The sequence below is a fragment of the Caballeronia sp. 11_S32 genome, assembly GCF_056930355.1.
This window is the reverse complement of record NZ_JBXOWH010000001.1, coordinates 46,566-63,361: the sequence shown is the minus strand read 5'-3', so window position 1 is coordinate 63,361 and position 16,796 is coordinate 46,566. Positions and strand designations below refer to the sequence as shown.

The 16,796-nt window shown below is 61.0% G+C and carries 17 protein-coding genes; 13 read left to right on the top strand and 4 right to left on the bottom strand.

Going from position 1 to position 16,796, the window contains the following annotated elements:
- Nucleotides 1-6: 6 nt before the first annotated feature.
- From AC1Z32_RS00300 to AC1Z32_RS00280, 5 genes are read left to right on the top strand one after another with little or no spacing between them, the layout of a single operon-like run.
- Nucleotides 7-1,146 carry an acyl-CoA dehydrogenase family protein gene (locus tag AC1Z32_RS00300; RefSeq protein ID WP_062608304.1) on the top strand — a complete coding sequence of 380 codons (1,140 nt, stop codon included), beginning with the start codon at nt 7-9 and terminating at the stop codon, nt 1,144-1,146.
- 35 nt (nt 1,147-1,181) lie between these two features.
- Entirely contained in the window at nt 1,182-2,369 is a 1,188-nt protein-coding gene (locus AC1Z32_RS00295) for a lipid-transfer protein (RefSeq protein WP_483476720.1), read from the top strand.
- Entirely contained in the window at nt 2,369-2,806 is a 438-nt protein-coding gene (locus AC1Z32_RS00290) for a MaoC family dehydratase N-terminal domain-containing protein (protein WP_062608306.1), read from the top strand. Before AC1Z32_RS00295 ends, AC1Z32_RS00290 begins: the two co-directional genes overlap by 1 nt.
- A gap of 15 nt (nt 2,807-2,821) precedes the next feature.
- Entirely contained in the window at nt 2,822-3,238 is a 417-nt protein-coding gene (locus AC1Z32_RS00285) for a MaoC family dehydratase (RefSeq protein ID WP_483476719.1), read from the top strand.
- A 21-nt stretch (nt 3,239-3,259) separates the two neighbouring features.
- Nucleotides 3,260-4,081 (top strand): SDR family NAD(P)-dependent oxidoreductase, encoded by an 822-nt coding sequence (locus AC1Z32_RS00280; protein ID WP_483476718.1) that lies wholly within the window; start codon nt 3,260-3,262, stop codon nt 4,079-4,081.
- A gap of 210 nt (nt 4,082-4,291) precedes the next feature.
- Here AC1Z32_RS00280 and AC1Z32_RS00275 read toward each other — a convergent pair whose 3' ends face one another.
- Nucleotides 4,292-4,624 (bottom strand): hypothetical protein, encoded by a 333-nt coding sequence (locus AC1Z32_RS00275; RefSeq protein WP_483476717.1) that lies wholly within the window; start codon nt 4,622-4,624, stop codon nt 4,292-4,294.
- 523 nt (nt 4,625-5,147) lie between these two features.
- Between AC1Z32_RS00275 and AC1Z32_RS00270 the strand changes: the two genes are divergently transcribed.
- The 5 genes from AC1Z32_RS00270 to AC1Z32_RS00250 all read left to right on the top strand — a co-directional run bounded on the left by AC1Z32_RS00270 (nt 5,148) and on the right by AC1Z32_RS00250 (nt 8,258).
- Entirely contained in the window at nt 5,148-5,585 is a 438-nt protein-coding gene (locus tag AC1Z32_RS00270; RefSeq protein WP_483476716.1) for a cupin domain-containing protein, read from the top strand.
- 83 nt (nt 5,586-5,668) lie between these two features.
- The gene (locus tag AC1Z32_RS00265) at nt 5,669-6,022 is read left to right on the top strand and encodes a nuclear transport factor 2-like protein (RefSeq protein WP_483476715.1); all 354 of its coding nucleotides are present in this window, start codon (nt 5,669-5,671) and stop codon (nt 6,020-6,022) included.
- Nucleotides 6,023-6,092: 70 nt separating this feature from the next.
- Entirely contained in the window at nt 6,093-6,908 is an 816-nt protein-coding gene (locus AC1Z32_RS00260) for an SDR family NAD(P)-dependent oxidoreductase (protein WP_483476714.1), read from the top strand.
- A 94-nt stretch (nt 6,909-7,002) separates the two neighbouring features.
- On the top strand, nt 7,003-7,800 hold the full coding sequence (locus AC1Z32_RS00255; RefSeq protein ID WP_483476713.1) for an SDR family NAD(P)-dependent oxidoreductase: 798 nt from the start codon (nt 7,003-7,005) through the stop codon (nt 7,798-7,800).
- A 62-nt stretch (nt 7,801-7,862) separates the two neighbouring features.
- Nucleotides 7,863-8,258 carry a VOC family protein gene (locus AC1Z32_RS00250; RefSeq protein WP_483478166.1) on the top strand — a complete coding sequence of 132 codons (396 nt, stop codon included), beginning with the start codon at nt 7,863-7,865 and terminating at the stop codon, nt 8,256-8,258.
- Nucleotides 8,259-8,348: 90 nt separating this feature from the next.
- Here the strand turns inward: AC1Z32_RS00250 and AC1Z32_RS00245 are convergent, their stop codons facing one another.
- The 3 genes from AC1Z32_RS00245 to AC1Z32_RS00235 form a co-directional block, all read right to left on the bottom strand.
- Nucleotides 8,349-9,308, bottom strand: coding sequence for a helix-turn-helix domain-containing protein (locus AC1Z32_RS00245; protein ID WP_483476712.1), 960 nt, complete (start codon nt 9,306-9,308; stop codon nt 8,349-8,351).
- Between the two features lie 135 nt (nt 9,309-9,443).
- Nucleotides 9,444-10,292, bottom strand: a complete 849-nt coding sequence (gene gloB, locus AC1Z32_RS00240) for a hydroxyacylglutathione hydrolase (protein ID WP_483478165.1) — start codon at nt 10,290-10,292, stop codon at nt 9,444-9,446.
- A 316-nt stretch (nt 10,293-10,608) separates the two neighbouring features.
- Nucleotides 10,609-11,454: an IclR family transcriptional regulator gene (locus tag AC1Z32_RS00235; RefSeq protein ID WP_483476711.1), complete on the bottom strand. Its 846-nt coding sequence runs from the start codon at nt 11,452-11,454 to the stop codon at nt 10,609-10,611.
- A gap of 149 nt (nt 11,455-11,603) precedes the next feature.
- Between AC1Z32_RS00235 and AC1Z32_RS00230 the strand changes: the two genes are divergently transcribed.
- The 3 genes from AC1Z32_RS00230 (at nt 11,604) to AC1Z32_RS00220 (ending at nt 16,459) form a co-directional block, all read left to right on the top strand.
- Nucleotides 11,604-12,800: an acyl-CoA dehydrogenase family protein gene (locus AC1Z32_RS00230; RefSeq protein ID WP_483476710.1), complete on the top strand. Its 1,197-nt coding sequence runs from the start codon at nt 11,604-11,606 to the stop codon at nt 12,798-12,800.
- A gap of 11 nt (nt 12,801-12,811) precedes the next feature.
- Nucleotides 12,812-15,013 carry an acetate--CoA ligase family protein gene (locus AC1Z32_RS00225; RefSeq protein WP_483476709.1) on the top strand — a complete coding sequence of 734 codons (2,202 nt, stop codon included), beginning with the start codon at nt 12,812-12,814 and terminating at the stop codon, nt 15,011-15,013.
- An 84-nt stretch (nt 15,014-15,097) separates the two neighbouring features.
- Complete coding sequence (locus AC1Z32_RS00220; RefSeq protein ID WP_483476708.1) at nt 15,098-16,459, top strand: MFS transporter; 1,362 nt, start codon at nt 15,098-15,100, stop codon at nt 16,457-16,459.
- Nucleotides 16,460-16,796: the final 337 nt, after the last annotated feature.

Genomic DNA, 16,796 nt, shown 5'->3' with positions numbered 1-16,796 from the left:
TCTGCAATGCACATCGATCGCACCGTCTTTCGAGACGATCATGAAATGCTTCGTACTACTGCCCGGCGCTTTTTCGAGCGTGAATGCGTCCCGCATCAGGCGGAATGGGACAAGGCCGGCCGCGTGGATCGTGAGACATGGCTGAAGGCGGGCAAGCAGGGCTTGCTGTGCGTGTCGATTCCGAGCGAATACGGCGGCGGCGGCGGTGATTTCGGGCACGTGGTCGTCGTGAACGAGGAAATGACGCGCGCGGGCGTGAGCGGCCCGGGCTTCGCGGTGCATTCTGACATCGTCGCGCCGTATATCGCGCGCATCGGCAGTGAAGAACAGAAGCGCCGCTGGCTGCCCGGCATTTGCGCGGGCGAGCAGATCCTCGCCATCGCGATGACCGAACCCGGCACCGGCAGCGACCTGAAAGCGGTGCGCACGACCGCGCGCCGCGACGGCGATCACTACGTCATCAACGGCAGCAAGACGTTCATCACGAACGGATTGAACGCGGACCTCGTGATCGTCGTCTGCACGACGGACCCGACGGCGGGCGCGAAGGGCGTGAGCCTGATCGTCGTCGAAACGACGCGTGAAGGTTTCCGGCGCGGCCGCAAGCTCGACAAGATCGGCATGCACGCGCAGGACACGGCGGAACTCTTCTTCGACGATGTGCGCGTGCCGGTCGAGAACCGCCTCGGCGAGGAAGGCAAGGGCTTCGCCTATCTGATGGCCGAACTGCCGCAGGAACGCCTCAATATCGCGGTGGGCGCGGCGGCGCGGCTGGAAACGTGCCTCGAACACACGCTGAATTACGTGAAGGACCGCCGCGCGTTCAATCAGACCGTGTGGGATTTCCAGAACACCAAGTTCAAGCTCGCCGACATCAAGGCGCAAGCCATCGCGGTGCGCCTGATGGTCGATCACTACCTCGATGTGCACATGCGCCGCCGTCTGACGCTGGAGGAATCGGCCATCGCGAAACTCTTCTCCACCGAAACGCTCGGCAAGGCGCTCGATGACATGGTGCAGTTGCATGGCGGCTACGGCTACATGCTCGAGTACCCGGTTGCCCGCGCGTTTGTCGATGCCCGCGTGACGCGCATCTATGGCGGCGCAAGCGAAGTCATGCGCGACCTCATCTCGCGCAAGCTGTGAATCCAACGAATCCTCAATCACTGAAGGAGAAGCATATGAGTCGCAAGGTGTTTGTCGCTGGTGTTGGCATGATCCCGTTCAAGAAGCCGGGTGCGAGCGAAACGTATGACGTGATGGGCGAAACCGCCATCCGCGATGCACTCGCCGATGCCGGTCTCGACTTCAAGGCCATTCAGCAAGCGTACGCCGGTTATGTCTACGGCGACTCGACGTGCGGACAAAAGGCGATCTATCGCGTCGGCATGACGGGCGTGCCGGTGATCAACGTCAATAACAATTGCGCGACGGGCTCTTCCGCGCTCTTCCTCGCGCGCCAGGCCGTCGAATCGGGCGCGGTGGAATGCGCGCTCGCGGTCGGCTTCGAATACATGCAGCCGGGCGCGCTGGCATCGAAATGGAATGACCGCGCGCCCGCGCTCGAGCGCGCGCTCGATCTGACTAACAAGCTTGTCGGACACACCGAGATTCCGACTGCGATCCGCCAGTTCGCGGGCGCCGGCCTCACGCACATGCGCAAGTACGGCACCAAGCTCGAGACGTTCGCCCGCATTCGCGCCAAAGCGAGCGAGCACGCGGCGCGCAATCCGCTCGCGGTGTTCCGCAATGTCGTCTCGACGGAAGACGTGATGAATGCGCCGGTGCTGTGGGAAGGCGTGCTGACGCGACTGATGGCGTGCCCGCCGACGTGCGGCGGCGCTGCGGCCATCATCGTGTCGGAAGCGTTCGCGCGCAAGCACGGCTTGCGCACCGATGTGATGATCGCCGGCCAGTCGTGCGCCACCGATTTGCCGAGCACGTATGCGTCGGACGACATGATCCGCGTCGTCGGCTTCGATATCACGCGCACCGCGGCGCAGCAGGCCTATGAGCAGGCGGGCGTCGGCCCCGAGGACATCGACGTGATCGAGCTGCACGACTGCTTCGCGCAAAACGAACTGCTGACCTATGAAGGGCTCGGCCTATGCAAGGAAGGCGAAGGCGAGCGGCTCGTCATGAATGGCGACAACACCTATGGCGGCAAGTGGGTGACGAACCCGTCGGGCGGCCTGCTTTCGAAGGGCCATCCGCTCGGCGCGACGGGTCTCGCGCAGTGCTACGAGCTCACGCATCAATTGCGCGGCACGGCGGGCGATCGTCAGGTGCAGGACGCGAAGCTCGCGTTGCAGCACAACCTCGGCCTCGGCGGCGCGGGCGTGGTCACCATCTACAAGCGGACTGCGTAATGAACATCGATAGGAAGCATATCGGCATGCGCTTGCCGGTGTTCACGGCAAGCGCGGATGCATGGCGACTGCGCTTCTTCGCGAAGGCGATCGGCGAAACTAATCCGGTCTACTTCGACGAAGCTACGGCGCACGATGCCGGCTATCCCGCGCTGCCGCTGCCGCCCACGTTCCTGTTCTCGCTCGAGTTCGAGCAGACGGCCACGGCGTGGCGTGAGGAACTGGGCATCGTGTCGTCGCGCATTCTGCATGGCGAGCAGTCGTTCGTGTATCACCGCATGGCGTATGCGGGCGATCAGTTGCGCTACGAGAGCCGTATTGCGGATATCTACGACAAGAAGAACGGCGCGCTGTGGTTCATCGTGCGCGAAACGCGTGTGACGAACCAGCGCGGCGAGCACGTTGCCGATCTGCGCAGCGTCATCGTTCAGCGATAAGCGGGGGACATGCGAATGAACACGATCAGTTTCGAGTCGATCCAGGTCGGCGACACCTTGCCGCCGCTCACCCTGCCCCCGGTCAACCGCACGACGCTCGCGCTCTTCGCGGGCGCATCCGGCGATCACAACGCGATTCATATTGACACCGACTATGCGCGCCGCGCCAACGTGCCGGACGTGTTCGCGCACGGCATGTTGTCGATGGCGTGGCTTGGCCGTCTGCTCACGTCGTGGGTCGGGCAGCGCCAGTTGCGTGCGTTCGGCGTGCGTTTTGTCGGCATTACGCAGCTCGGGCATGTGGTGACGTGCACGGGCAAGGTCACCGAGAAGTTCGAAGTCGACGGCGAACGCCGCGTACGGCTCGAGATTCAGACCGTCAACCAATATGGCGAACCGCGCGTGCTCGGCGACGCGGTGGTCGCGCTCTGAAACATTCATCAGGAAGACATCATGGGAAAGCTCGAAGGCAAAGTTGCATTGGTAACCGGCTCGGGACGCGGCATCGGTCAGGCGATCGCGCTCAAGCTCGCGAGCGAAGGCGCGCGGCTCGTCATCAACGATCTGGATGCGGAGCCCGCGCAGGAGACCGTGGAACTGCTTCGCAAGCAAGGCACGGAAGCGGTGGCATGTCCGGGCAATGTATCCGCGCCGGATTTTGCGGACCGTTTCATCGGTACGGCGTTGAATACGTTCAAGGGCATCGATATCATCGTCAATAACGCGGGTTATACGTGGGACGATGTCGTGCAGAAGATGACGGATGAGCAGTGGTACGCGATCATCGATTGTCATATGACGGCGCCGTTTCGCATCTTGCGCGCGGCTTATCCGCATATCAAGGCATTGCATGCCGCGGATAAGGAAGCGGGGCGGGAGAATTATCGGAAGATCGTGAATATCTCGTCGGTGTCGGCGTTGAATGGGAATGCCGGGCAGTTGAACTATTCATCGGCGAAGGCGGGTGTCATTGGGATGACGCGTGCGTTGGCTCGTGAGTGGGGGCGGTTCAATGTCAATGTGAATTGCGTCGCGTTCGGGCTGATTCATACGCGGATGACGGTGAGTACGGAGGCGTCGGCTTCGGTCAAGATCGATGGGCGGGATATTCGGGTTGGCTTGAATGCCGATATGTTGAAATCGCATGCTCAGCGGAATCCGTTGGGGCGTGGGGGTACGCCGGATGAAGCGGCTGGCGGGGTTTATCTGTTCTGCTCGCCGGAGTCGAATTACATTACCGGGCAGACGGTCGCTGTGGCGGGGAATTTGCAGTAACGGGGTTCTTGGTTCGATTCCTTGTGGTATGGCTTTGGCACGTTCGGGGGTTGGCCGGACGTGCTTTTTTCGTTTGGGGGGTGGGTCGGGAAATTCCAATGTTCGTAGGCAGATCGATATTGCTGCGTGCGCGTGGCGGATAAACGATAGACGGTTTCTTGCCAGATCGAGCTGGTGAGGACGGGTTGTTTCGACATAACCGTGAAGTTTTCAGAAAGACATAGCGAGGCAAAAAAACGACGCATCTCCCTGGCAATGTGTCGGCCGAACGCTCGCACACCCCACCAGAAGCAGCACGAGCAACGTCGTCGTCGCGTCAACCTCGTTGGTGAATCGAAGGGACAGAGAGTTCACGTAGCGGCTCTCATCCGAGGCGAGATTAACTGCGCTCATTGCAACTTCGCTCGGTTTCGCCAACACGCCGAACGGAACGTAAGCGGTGACGGCGATGCCGGACAGAATCGTCAGGCCGTAGACGATAACGATCTCTCGGATGACGTAAGGTAGCACTGAAGTTTTGGGTGTTTCGTTGACGATTGCCATGCCCTCTCCTCCGTTGTCGAACTGAAGTTCACGACCCAAGGGTTCATCGATGCAATGAACTTGCGCGACGGACGCGCAATGGCGCGCTGCGCGAGAGCAACGGCGTCAACGGAAGATGTCTCCGGAACGTCTCCGACTTCTTATGCGGGGCTTGTTTTGCCGCCTTGGATGTTGGGCGGATGATAGACCTGCGCTGCATCAGCGCGGTTGACTGACAGTGCAAGAGCCATTGCCTCTACGCGCAGCCTCATTCGCTCATAGGAAAGCGAGGGCTGCTCCAAATTCCGCATTTACCTGCAGAACGACGTGCCGGACCCGTTCGCGTGGTGCTAAGGCAGCCCTTAGCCGCTTGCCAAGCCAAGCCGAGTTTTCCCAACCTTTCTCCTCTGGTCCATCGCCGACTGCGCTTTTGTGCAATTCGTCCTGCACTGGCGGGCAATCGTCGGCTGCGATGCAGGCCTATGCTTGACTCACCCCACACACCTGCCGGGCGGAAAAGAGCCAGGCTCTTTAGGAGACAGCAATGGAAATCAAGCCGCATGTACAAGAGGAAGCCGTCCAGATCAACGACATTCCGTGGAAGCCGTTTCCCGACGCGCTGTCGCAAGGCGGTATCCGCTGGAAGATGCTGCACGCGTCCCCCGAAATGGGCGCATGGGCAGCCATCTTCGATTGCCCCGCCGGTTCCTCGTTCAATGCGCATTTCCACATCGGCCCAGGCGAGTATCTGCTGACGAAAGGCCGCATGGATGTGCGTGGCGGCGTCGAGCAAGGTGGCGATACCGTTGTCGCCCCGGCATACGGCTACGAGTCAGCAAATGCCCGGCACGACAAGACGTACTTCCCCGTGGACAGCGAGTTCTATATGACCTTCCTCGGGCCGCTTTCGTTCATCAAGGAAGACGGCACCCCTATCGTCATCGTGGGCTGGGACGAGGCGCAACGCGCCTATGCCGCCTAAGGCCCCCTGAGCGACTACGAACACAACGCTAGCCGACACAACTTTGGTGTCGGCGGCAGCGTCCTTTCTTGAGAGGGGTGTATATGTCAGCAACTGCAACTTTGGCCGAAGCCACGGATCAGGTTTTCGATCATCACCTTGGCGCATTCGCGAAGGGTCTCGATGAACTCATGAAGGACTACGACGACAACTCCGTCATCGTTACGCCTGCTCGCTCGTATCGTGGTCTGGACGAGATTCGCGGATTCTTCAAGTCATTCCTCGACAGCGCAAAGCCGGCCTTCTGGGACGCTTTCCAGGTCACCAGCAAAAGTACCGAAGGTGAAATCGGCTACCTCGCTTGGGAAGCCAAGCCGTTCGTACCGATGGCAACCGACACGCTTTTCGTGCGCAACGGAAAGATCGTCGTTCAAACGTTCACGGCTTTCGCAGCCTGAATTTCACGAAACATTAGAGAGCACGTGCGGAGCACCTTAGGTCGAAACCTACACATCAATGGAGACAGAAATGGCAGGAAAGCTTGAAGGTCGCGTCGCGGTGGTAACGGGTTCCAGTTCGGGCAACGGCCGCGCAATTTCCATCGCGCTCGCCAACGAAGGCGCTTATGTGGTCTGCTCGGACCTGAAGAAGAGCGCGCTCGCAGGCGGTTACGAGAAAGACATAGAGGTCGACACCGACGCTGTCATCACGCAGATGGGTGGCAAGTCCATGTTCGTATCGGCAGACGCGAGCAAGGCCGCCGATGTGCAAAACATCATCGAGCATGCAGTCGAGACCTTTGGTCGAGTGGACATCATCGTGAACAACGCGGGCGTGTTCACCGGCTTGCACAACATCATCGACGAGACCGAAGAGCAGTATGACTTCACGATGAACGTCAACGCCAAAGGCGTATGGCTCGGGTGCAAGTACGCGATCACGCAATTCATGAAGCAGGAGCCGATCACCACGTCGACCGGCGCGCAACTGCGCGGCCGTATTGTGAATATCGCTTCGATTGGCGGCCTCGTGGGTTTGGCGCTCGAGCCCGCCTATTGCGCGTCGAAGGGAGCGGTCGTGAATCTGACGCGAGAGCTGGCTCTCGACTTCGCGCCTGAGCGCATCAACGTCAACGCGATTTGCCCGGGCTTTCTCGCCACGGCGATGGTGCGCTCGTTTCTGGAAAAGGATGAAACCAACAAGTTGTTGCACGACTTGACGCCGTGGCCGCGGGTTGGAACACCGGAAGACGTTGCACGAGCCGCAGTGTTCCTGGCTTCGGACGACGCCGAATGGATGACCGGCTCGATGTTGACGGTAGACGGCGCGTTCACCGCCCGCTGAGCCCCAGCGCCCACCGTCCAACGCTCTGCTCGCTGTTTCAAGGCGGTGAACGGAGCACCGTACGTTCGCAGCAATGGTTTCGGGAGAGGAAAACATGGAGAGATTGAAAGGGAAAGTCGCGATTGTCACTGGTGCGAGTTCCGGGTTCGGTCGCGGCATTGCTTTGTCATATGCGGCGGAAGGCGCGAAGGTTGTCGTCAGCGACATTCATGAAGAGCCGAATCAGGGTGGTTTCGAAGGCAACGCGAAGTTGACAACGGTTGCAGCCATCAAGGAAGCGGGTGGCGAAGCGACCTATGTTTCGTGCAACGTAACCAAGCAGAATGAAGTCGCCAATCTCGCACAGGAGGCTGTTCGTGCATTCGGCGGCCTCGACGTGATCGTCAACAACGCGGGCATCTATCGAGCGGGCAAACTCGCGCATGAGTTCGGAGTCGAAGACCTCGATGCATGCTTTGATGTGAATGTGCGCGGCACGTGGTTCGGATGTCAGGAAGCCATCAAAGTCTTCCTCAAGCAAGGGCGCGGCGGCAACATCGTCAACATCGTCTCGACGGCAGGTCTTCAGGGTCATCCGAAGCAGTCGGTCTATAACATCTCGAAGGGCGCGGCCGCCAATCTCACTCGATGCCTCGCGATCGAGTATGGCAAGGACAAGATCCGCGTCAACGGCATCTGTCCGACCTACGCCAAGACTTCGTTGACCCGCGCGCTCTTCGACGACAAGGACTTTGACAAAGCCTTCACCGACGTCATTCCGCTGAAGCGTTGGGGCGAAGTCGAAGATATTGCCAATCTCGCCATCTTCCTCGCTTCGGACGAGTCGAGCTACATCCACGGCGACCTGATCCGTATCGACGGCGGCGAAACGCTGTGCCGCTTCTCGGTCTAGCCAAAAACAGGCGGCCCGGCATGTCCGGGCCGCTCTTTGCATGATGACGTAAAGGTGTGAAATTGCCGAAGATCATTCATTCCATGATCCGTGTCTACGACCTCGACAAGTCTTTGAAATTCTACGAGGACGCAATGGATCTGAAGACGAGTCACCAACTCGACTTTCCGGACTTCTCGTTGGTGTACTTGAAGAACGCCGAGAACGATTTCGAAATCGAGCTGACGTGGAATCGTGGTCGAGATGCCGAGTACACGCATGGCGATGGTTACGGCCACATTGCCGTGGCCGTGCCGGACCTCGAAGAGGAACACGAGCGCATGTCCATGCTCGGGTTGAACCCGCTGCCGATCAAAGAATTCAAGCGCGATGGCGAGATGTTCGCACGCTTTTTCTTCCTGCAAGACCCGGACGGCTACAAGATCGAGGTGCTCGAACGAGCAGGACACTACATTTGACGCGCCCAGCGTTTGTGTTCCGCGCTTGCGCTCTCTAATGCAAAAAGTCCGGCCGTAGCCGGACTTCGTATTCGATCCAGTGACGCCGACTCACGGTGTAGTCGGTGCGCGGCGCGCATCGGTCGGCGACTGACCGAACTTCTCCTTGAAGACGCGGCAAAAATGGCTGGTCGAGTTGAAGCCCCAACGGAACGCAATCTCACTAACCTGAAACCGGTTGTAAGAGGGGTCCATAAGGGCACGCCGACAGGCGGTGAGCCTGCTGTGCATGACATACCCGGAGACAGTCATGTCACTACGCTGGAAGAGCATGTGCAGGTAGCGTAGCGAGATGCTGTTTGCTTCCGCGATGCGGGCGGGCGAAAGGTCGTCCTCGTTCAGGTGCTGCAGGATATAGTCCTGCACCTTTCGCAGCATCGCGGCGCTGGCGTCAAAGGTTGCCCCTTGCTGCTGGCCCGACAAGGCGATGCCAAGGAGTTCGAGGGTTGAGCGACTGACCGAACCTTGGACGCTTGAATCGAGCGTCTCAATCTCATTGGACAGTGCCAGGAGATGCACCGCGAGGAGAGAGCCGACACCTGTCCGACTTTCAATTCGTCCTCCGGATGGAGGCTGCTTGCGCTCCGGAAGTCGTTCACGCATGAGGGTCCAAGGGATCATCAACGTGACCTTGTGCAGACGTTCCATGACCTCGAATTGCACAACTTGATCGGTGGTCCAGACAACCAAATCACCAGACGTCACCTCAACGCCACTGTCTCCAATCTTGAAACGCTCGCGGCCGCTGGTCGTGAGTTGCACCCCGACATAGAGTTCGTCATCCCGGCGTACTTGCTTACGTGTCCGCTCGCCAACGCACGGATCACAAATAGTTTCCACGATCTCCGTGCCAGCGAAATCATGACGGTTGAGCGTCGCGTAGAACGTCGCCGGCACACGTTGAGGAACTTGCCATTCGCGATAGCTGCCACTCAGAACGTCTTGCCATGCGTCCGTCCTGTCTTCGATGGGAAAATCTGTGGAGGACCAGCTTGTTGATTGCTTTAACACTTCGTGTCTCCTTCTGTCGCCCGTGATTCATGTCGACGGGCGTACTCATGGATCGTTCAATCTACTCCGCGCAAGTTGACCGAATCAATAGGCGCATCCCTCACGAGGACTGGACCGCATATTTCATATGTCTGTTTAATTGAGCAAGCTCGGTGCCCATCGCTCGGTAATTTCGCGAAATTCCTCCTGAAAGAGGTCCTTCCAGGCCCGTAACAGAATGAAGGCGGCAAGGCGGTGAGGCACCGGAACGCCGAAGCGTCGCACCAGGATGTCATGGATTTCATCTTCGTGAACGCGCAGAAACGGATTGACCTTCAACTCATGCTCGATGGTCGTTGGTAAAGTCGGCAAGCCTGCCAGTCGCAGGTTTGCAGCCTGCTCCGCCCAGCGTTTGATGTCGACATTACTTGGTTCGCAAACGCTCGCGAACTTCAGATTCGAAAGCGTGTACTCGTGAGCGCAATGCACGAAGGTCGATGGCGGCAGGTCGGCCAACTCATCGAGTGATTCGAGCATTTCGGCCGCCGATCCTTCTAAAAGCCGACCGCAGCCGCTTGCGAAGAGCGTATCGCCCGAAAAGAGGTGGCCAGGCTGACCGTTCGCCTCAGGCTGGAAGTAGGAAACGTGACCAACGGTGTGTCCGGGCGTGGAAAGGACTCGGGCGTGGAACGCTGGTTCGGGAAGATGGATCTCGAACCCCTCTCCGACCCGGCACGTTATCCCTTCAATGTGCTCTCGCGTCGGGCCGAAAACGGCTGTATCGCCGCGACCGCAAACGCGGAGCAGAGATTGGACGCCGCCGACGTGATCCGCATGGTGATGCGTGAGTAGAACGGCCGTGACGACGAGTTGTCTGCTTCCACAGTATCGCTCGACCGACTCCGCGTGCCCGGGATCGACCACAATCGCGTGCTCGCCATCAGTCACCACCCACGCGTAATTGTCTTCGTAAAATGGGACCGGAACGTACTCGAGTGCTTTCACTTTGATTGGGCGCGGCATCTCGGCTGAATAGCCGGCGATGCCGTAGTAATGGTGGGGACAGTTCACCTTACCCGTGCTCGACTCGTGCCGATTGCCTTTGCGCGCACGCCCGATTGAACTACCGTGCAAGACGCCGCCTCGGGTCAAAAAATAGACACGCCTCAACGGAAACTTCGTTGCGTGGTGGTTTCTGATTGCCGCGAGCCCGTCCCGTCCTTGCAAACACCGCAAACTGCGTACGGGTCAGGGGAACTCCATCAATTGAATCATTGCTCGAGGGTGAAGCACCAAGGCTCCCCACAACGGAGCGCCCATCCTAGAAAATTCCCATCGCGCCCTCGAGCGCGCGAACCATCGACACGAGACGTGGCCCGATATCGCCCTCCAACTGCCCTTCTTTCAGCAGATACGACGGCACGCCGCAATTGAAGACGAGTATCTCCCCATCGGCGGCAGGCTTCATCGGCACCGCGACCGCGTGCACTTCGCGCCGCAGGTCACCGTATGACGCACAAAACCCGCGCTGATGAAATGATTCGATGCTCGCCATGACACGTTCGCGGAACGTCGTCCAGTCGCCGGGCGTCTTTACGGAAATCTCGTTGCACACCGCGTCGCGCCGCTCGCGGGGCATGGCCGCAAGCAGCGCCCGCCCCATCGCCGTGCGCACGATCGGATAGCTCAGACCGATGTCCGCGGGCAAGCCGAGCGGCGTCGCGCTGCGGCTGCTTTCCAGATACACGACGTTCAGCCGATCCCGCATGCCGAGCGACACGGAGCCGCGCACCTGATCGGCGAGTTCCCGCATCGATGGCCGCGCGATCTGCCGGACCGTGAGACTCGCGAGCAACGGATAGCCGAGCGAGAGCACGGCGGAGCCAAGCTGAAACTTGTTGTTGAGGCGATTCACACGCAGATAGCCGAGCCGCGTAAGCGTGTAGGTGAAGCGCGAAATCGTGGCCTTGGTCATGCCTGTGCGCGCGGCCAGCTCCGCATTGCCGAGCTGCGATTCGCGAGGCGTGAAGCACTGCAGGATATCGAGCCCGCGCGCGAGCGTCGTCGCGAACTGACGATCGCCTTCGAAATCGTCGGGTTCGTAGCGCACTTTCGAGTCGGCATGATCGCCGAACGGCGGGGGCGTATCTGACGCGTGGCTGGACATAACCGGGTTTCTCCTCAATCGTTCGAGCCATTTTGCCCAAGCCGTTCCGCATATCCAAACTCTGTTCAGCATAGTCGAACAAACACGCTTTCGCTGCGCGCTCTGTCCGATAGTGCCTTCACACATCGATCCACATGGCGGAGACAGAGATGACGCAGAACGATTCAACTTTCGACGCACTGCTCGCAGGCGTCGAACGCTTCGTGCGGAACGAGGCGATGCCCCGCGAAAGCGAAGTCGAAAAGACGAATGAAGTGCCGCCCGATCTGGTCGAGCGGATGCGCGCGCTCGGCTATTTCGGCTGGAGCATTCCTCGCGAATTCGGCGGTGCCGGCCTCACGACCGAACAACTCGTGCGCGGTGCGATGGTGCTATCGCAGGCTTCGGTCGCGTTCCGCGCGCGCGTCGGCACGAACACGGGCATCGGCTCAGAAGCACTCGTCGCCGACGGCACGCCAGATCAGAAACGCCGCTATCTGCCGCGTCTCGCGTCTGGCGCAATGACGGGCGCGTTCGCGCTCACCGAGCCAGAGGCCGGCTCCGACGCCACGGCGCTTGCCACGAGCGCCCGCCGGGACGGCGACCATTACATCCTGAACGGCAGCAAGTGCTTCATCACCAATGCCCCCATCGCGGACATGTTCACGGTAATGGCACGCACGGACCCGTCGAAGCCGGGCGCGGCGGGCATCTCGGCGTTCATCGTCGAGCGTTCGATGCCTGGTGTTTCGACGAGCGAGCCCTACGAGAAAATGGGGCAGGCTGGCTCGCCGGTCGGTGATGTCTACCTGCGCGAGTGCCGCGTGCCTGCAACGAACCTCATCGGCGGTGTGGAAGGGCAAGGTTTTCGCACGGCCATGAAGGTACTCAACAAGCAGCGGATTCATCTTGCGGCACTCTGCACGGGGCCAGCCATACGCATGCTCGAGGAAGCCGTTGCCTACACGATGACGCGCGAGCAGTTCGGCAGGCCCATCGCCGAGTTCCAGCTCATTCAGGCGCTCATCGCCGAATCGCAGACGGAAATCTTCGCGTGCCGCTCGATGATTCTCTCCGCCGCCCGCAAGCGCGACGCCGGCGAGGACGTCACGTTGGAAGCCTCGATGTGCAAGATGTTCGCCTCGGAGATGTGCGGCCGCGTGGCGGACCGCGCGGTGCAGATGCTGGGCGGTCGCGGTTATCTGTCGGGCAATGCGGTGGAGCGTTTTTATCGGGATGTGCGCGCATTTCGCATCTATGAAGGCACGACACAGATACACCAGTTGAATATCGCGAAAATCACGCTTAAACGCGCCGCGTCGGCGCGGGAAGAGCGCGTCGGAAACAACGCCGCCTGCGCCGCGTGAAGGGAGCCGCCATGAAACACAGTCCAAAACTCTCAATCGAACGTCTCGTGAATCCGCGCTCGATCGCGATCATCGGTGCATCGAACGACGCCCGCTCGATCAGCGGCCAACCGATGCGCTTTCTCAAGCAGCACGGGTACAGCGGCGCGCTATATCCCGTCAATCCGAAATACACGGAAATCGACGGCGTCGCCTGCAGCCCGAGTGTGGCCGCGCTGACCGACACGCCCGATCTCGCGCTGATTCTCACCGCGGCCAAACGCGTGCCGCAGATGCTTCGGGAATGCGGCGAGCGCGGAATTCCATACGCGATCGTCTACAGCTCCGGATTTGCCGAAGCCGGCGACGCGGGCGCGGCGCTCCAGCATGAATGCGCGGAGATCGCGAAGCGCTTCGGCATGCGCGTGATCGGCCCGAACTGCCAGGGACTGGTCAGCACGAGCGGCCCTGTCTATGCGGGATTTGGTGCGCCCTTCGGCGTGCCGTACCGCAGTGGCGGTCTCTCACTGATCTCGCAGAGCGGCGGGTTCGGCTGCGCGCTGCTCCTGATGGCCGACGAACTCGGCATTGGCCTGCGTCATTTCATTACGACCGGCAACGAAGCCGATGTCAGCCTGCTCGATCTCGTCGACGCGTGCATCGACGATCCGCACACTTCGCTGATCGCCGCGTACATCGAGGGACTCAAGGACGCACGGCGTCTCGTCGACGTGGCTCGACGCGCACTCGACGCCGGCAAGCCGATCCTCGCATGGAAAGTAGGCAACACAACAGATGGCGCGAAAGCTGCGGCTTCGCACACGGCCAATCTCGGCGGCGCGTCGGCCCTGTACCGCACGGCGTTTCGTCAGGCGGGCGTGATCGAAGTGAGCGACGTGGCCGATCTCGGCGACTACGCGAAGGCGTTCGGCATGCGGCGTCTGCCGCGTGGCGGTCGTGTCGCCGTCGTGACGCTCTCGGGCGGCGCGGGTATTCTCGCAACGGACGTGTGCGTGCAGAACGGCATGTCGCTGCCATCGCTCGCACGCGACACGCTCGAACGCCTGCGTCCACTCGTGCCCGCGTTCGCGTCGCTCAACAACCCCATCGATCTGACGGCGGGCATTCTCGCCGATCCGCGCATCTTCGCCGATACGCTGCAGATCATCGCAGACGATCCGAACATCGATTCCATCGCGATCATGGCGGCCGCCGCAAGCGGTGACGTCGCGCACGCAATGGCCAAGGCGATCACGCGCGTAAGTGGCGCGACGACCAAACCGCTGATCGTCTCATGGAACGCGCGGCGTGACATGGCAAGCGACGCGTACGGCGTGCTCGAAGCCGCCGGCGTGCCGCTCTTTCCGACACCCGTGCGCTGCGCCCGCGCACTCGCCGCGTTGTCCGCGTATGCGCAGGCCAGACGCGAGCACGGCACGCCGCGACATGCGCTCCGCCATGCACCCCGCTTCGTGCCGCAGGCACGCGCCCTTCTTTCGCAAGGCGGCAGCGATCTCACCGAGCACGCCGCGCAAGACCTCCTTCGCGCGTATGGCATCCATGCCCCGAAAAGCGCGCTCGCGCGCGACCGCGACGAAGCACGCGTTGCTGCCCGCTCGATCGGCTTTCCGCTCGTCGTCAAAGTGCAGTCACCCGATATCCCGCATAAGACCGAAGCGGGCGCCGTGCGCATCGGCATTCGCGACGAAGCGATGCTCGCCGAAGCCCATGACGCGATTCTCGCCAACGCGCGGCATCACGTGGCCGGCGCGCGCATCGAGGGCGTGTTGCTGCAGGAAGAGATTCGCGATGCGGTGGAGATCATCGTCGGCATCGAGAACGAGCCGTCGTTCGGGCCGGCCGTGATGTGCGGCCTCGGCGGCATCTATGCCGAAGTGCTCAAGGACGTGGCCTTTCGCCTCGCGCCCGTCACGCGCGATGAAGCACATGCGATGATCCGCGAGCTGCGCGCCTACGCGATCCTGAAGGGTGCGCGCGGCAAGCCCGCCGCCGACATCGATGCGCTCGCCGATACGATCGTCGCGCTGTCGGACATGGCGCTCGATCTGGAAGACTGCCTGAGCGAACTCGACATCAACCCGCTCTTCGTGCTGCCAAAAGGACAAGGCGTGCGCGCCGGCGATGCGCTCGCACGTCCAAAGCAGCAGGCGTATGCGCGCGCCGGACACGCGAGTGAAGACGAACATTGCGCAAGCGCAGCCATGGATGGATAGTGAGGCCACGCCTCGCTGTTTCCGCAGGCGCGGACGATGACGCGCCTCTTCGATTCCGGCCAATTTCCGCGAGACGATCCGATCATGCATGACCTTTCCTCCACTGACACACGGGCCGAGAGTGAGCTTTCTCCCGGCGAAGTCGAGCGCACGTACCGCAAGATCTTCTTCCGGCTCATACCGCTGCTGTTTCTTTGCTACGTCGTGAGCTACATCGACCGCGTCAACATCAGCTTCGCGAAACTGCAGTTCATGCACGATCTCGGCTTTTCCGAGGCGACTTATGGCTTGGGTGCGGGGCTCTTTTTCATCGGCTACGTGCTCTTCGAGGTGCCGAGCAATCTCTGGATGCAGCGCATCGGCGCGCGCCGCACGCTCTTGCGCATCATGTTCGCGTGGGGCGTGATGTCCAGTCTCATGATGTTCGTGCGCACGCCGACGCAGTTCTACGTCATGCGCTTTGTGCTCGGCGTGACGGAAGCGGGCTTCTTTCCGGGCATCATCTTCTATCTTGCATGCTGGTTTCCCAGCGAGCGGCGTGCGCGGGTCACCGCGTTCTTCATGATGGCGACTGCCGTGGCGGGCATCATCGGTGGCCCGATATCCGGCTTCATCATGACGCGCCTCGCGGGCCTGGCTGGCCTTCCCGGCTGGCAATGGCTTTTCCTGATTGAAGGGCTTCCGGCGGTGATGCTCGGCTTCATCGTGTACTTTGCGCTCGGCGATGCGCCTTCCGACGTTCACTGGCTCACCGATGACGAGAAGGCCCTCGTCAGGGGCGAATTGCTCGCCGAAGAAAAGACGAAGCACACCGGCCATCTCGACGGTCTGCGCGGCGCGCTTGCCAACCCGCGCGTCTATCTCGCAGCGCTCGTGTACTTCGCGGTGATGATGCCGTTCAACGCCATCGGCTTCTGGGCGCCCACGGTCATCCGCGATCTGGGCGTGACGAACTTGGTGGATGTCGGTCTGCTTTCGTCCGTCGTGTTCGTGGCGGCTGCGCTCGGGACATACGTCGTTGGTTCGCACTCGGACCGGACCATGGAACGGCGCTGGCATGTCGCAGCGAGCGCGGCGGTCACCGCGCTCGCTTTTGCTCTGTTGCCGCTCGCGGCTCACAACGTGCCGCTGGGCATCGGCCTGCTCGCGCTGGCGGCCGCCGCATCGTATGGCAGCTTCGTCGTGTTCTGGACCATCCCGCAGACCTTCCTGCCGCGTTCCTCAGCGGCCGGAGGTATTGCGATGATCACGAGCCTCGGTGGAACAGGTGGGTTTGCCAGTCCGGCTTTCGTCGGCTGGGTGAAGACCCAGACGGGCGATGCCGAGTACGGGCTCATCGGGCTGGGGGTCGTTCTGCTGGCTGGCGCGGCCCTCCTGCTGGTGGCCTTCCCTGCTCGCGGGAAAGCCCTGGACGCGTCTGAGCAGTCCAGACGAGTACCGGCATGAGGGAGATTAACCAAGGATGCCGTCAATAGATCTTCGGAATCGCGCGTGGCAGGAAAATCGCACCCAGTGCAATGGCCTGCATGCGATTCCCGGCAGCGCCTGGTTCCTGATCTTCCGACCGTACGGTCCGTCGCAACCTTGGTTCGACAAGGGTTGGAGCTTGCCCGATATCGTAGAGGAGATGTCACTGCGCCCATCTAAAGGTGACTCCCAACCGCGACGATCGGATTCACTACCAAGGACGATCGCCGTTCTGCCGGTGAGCGGCTGTTCTTGGCGCAGCCGAGCCCTCAGCCCGTTCTGATCGTCCTTACCCCCGTAGTTCATTTTTATAAAG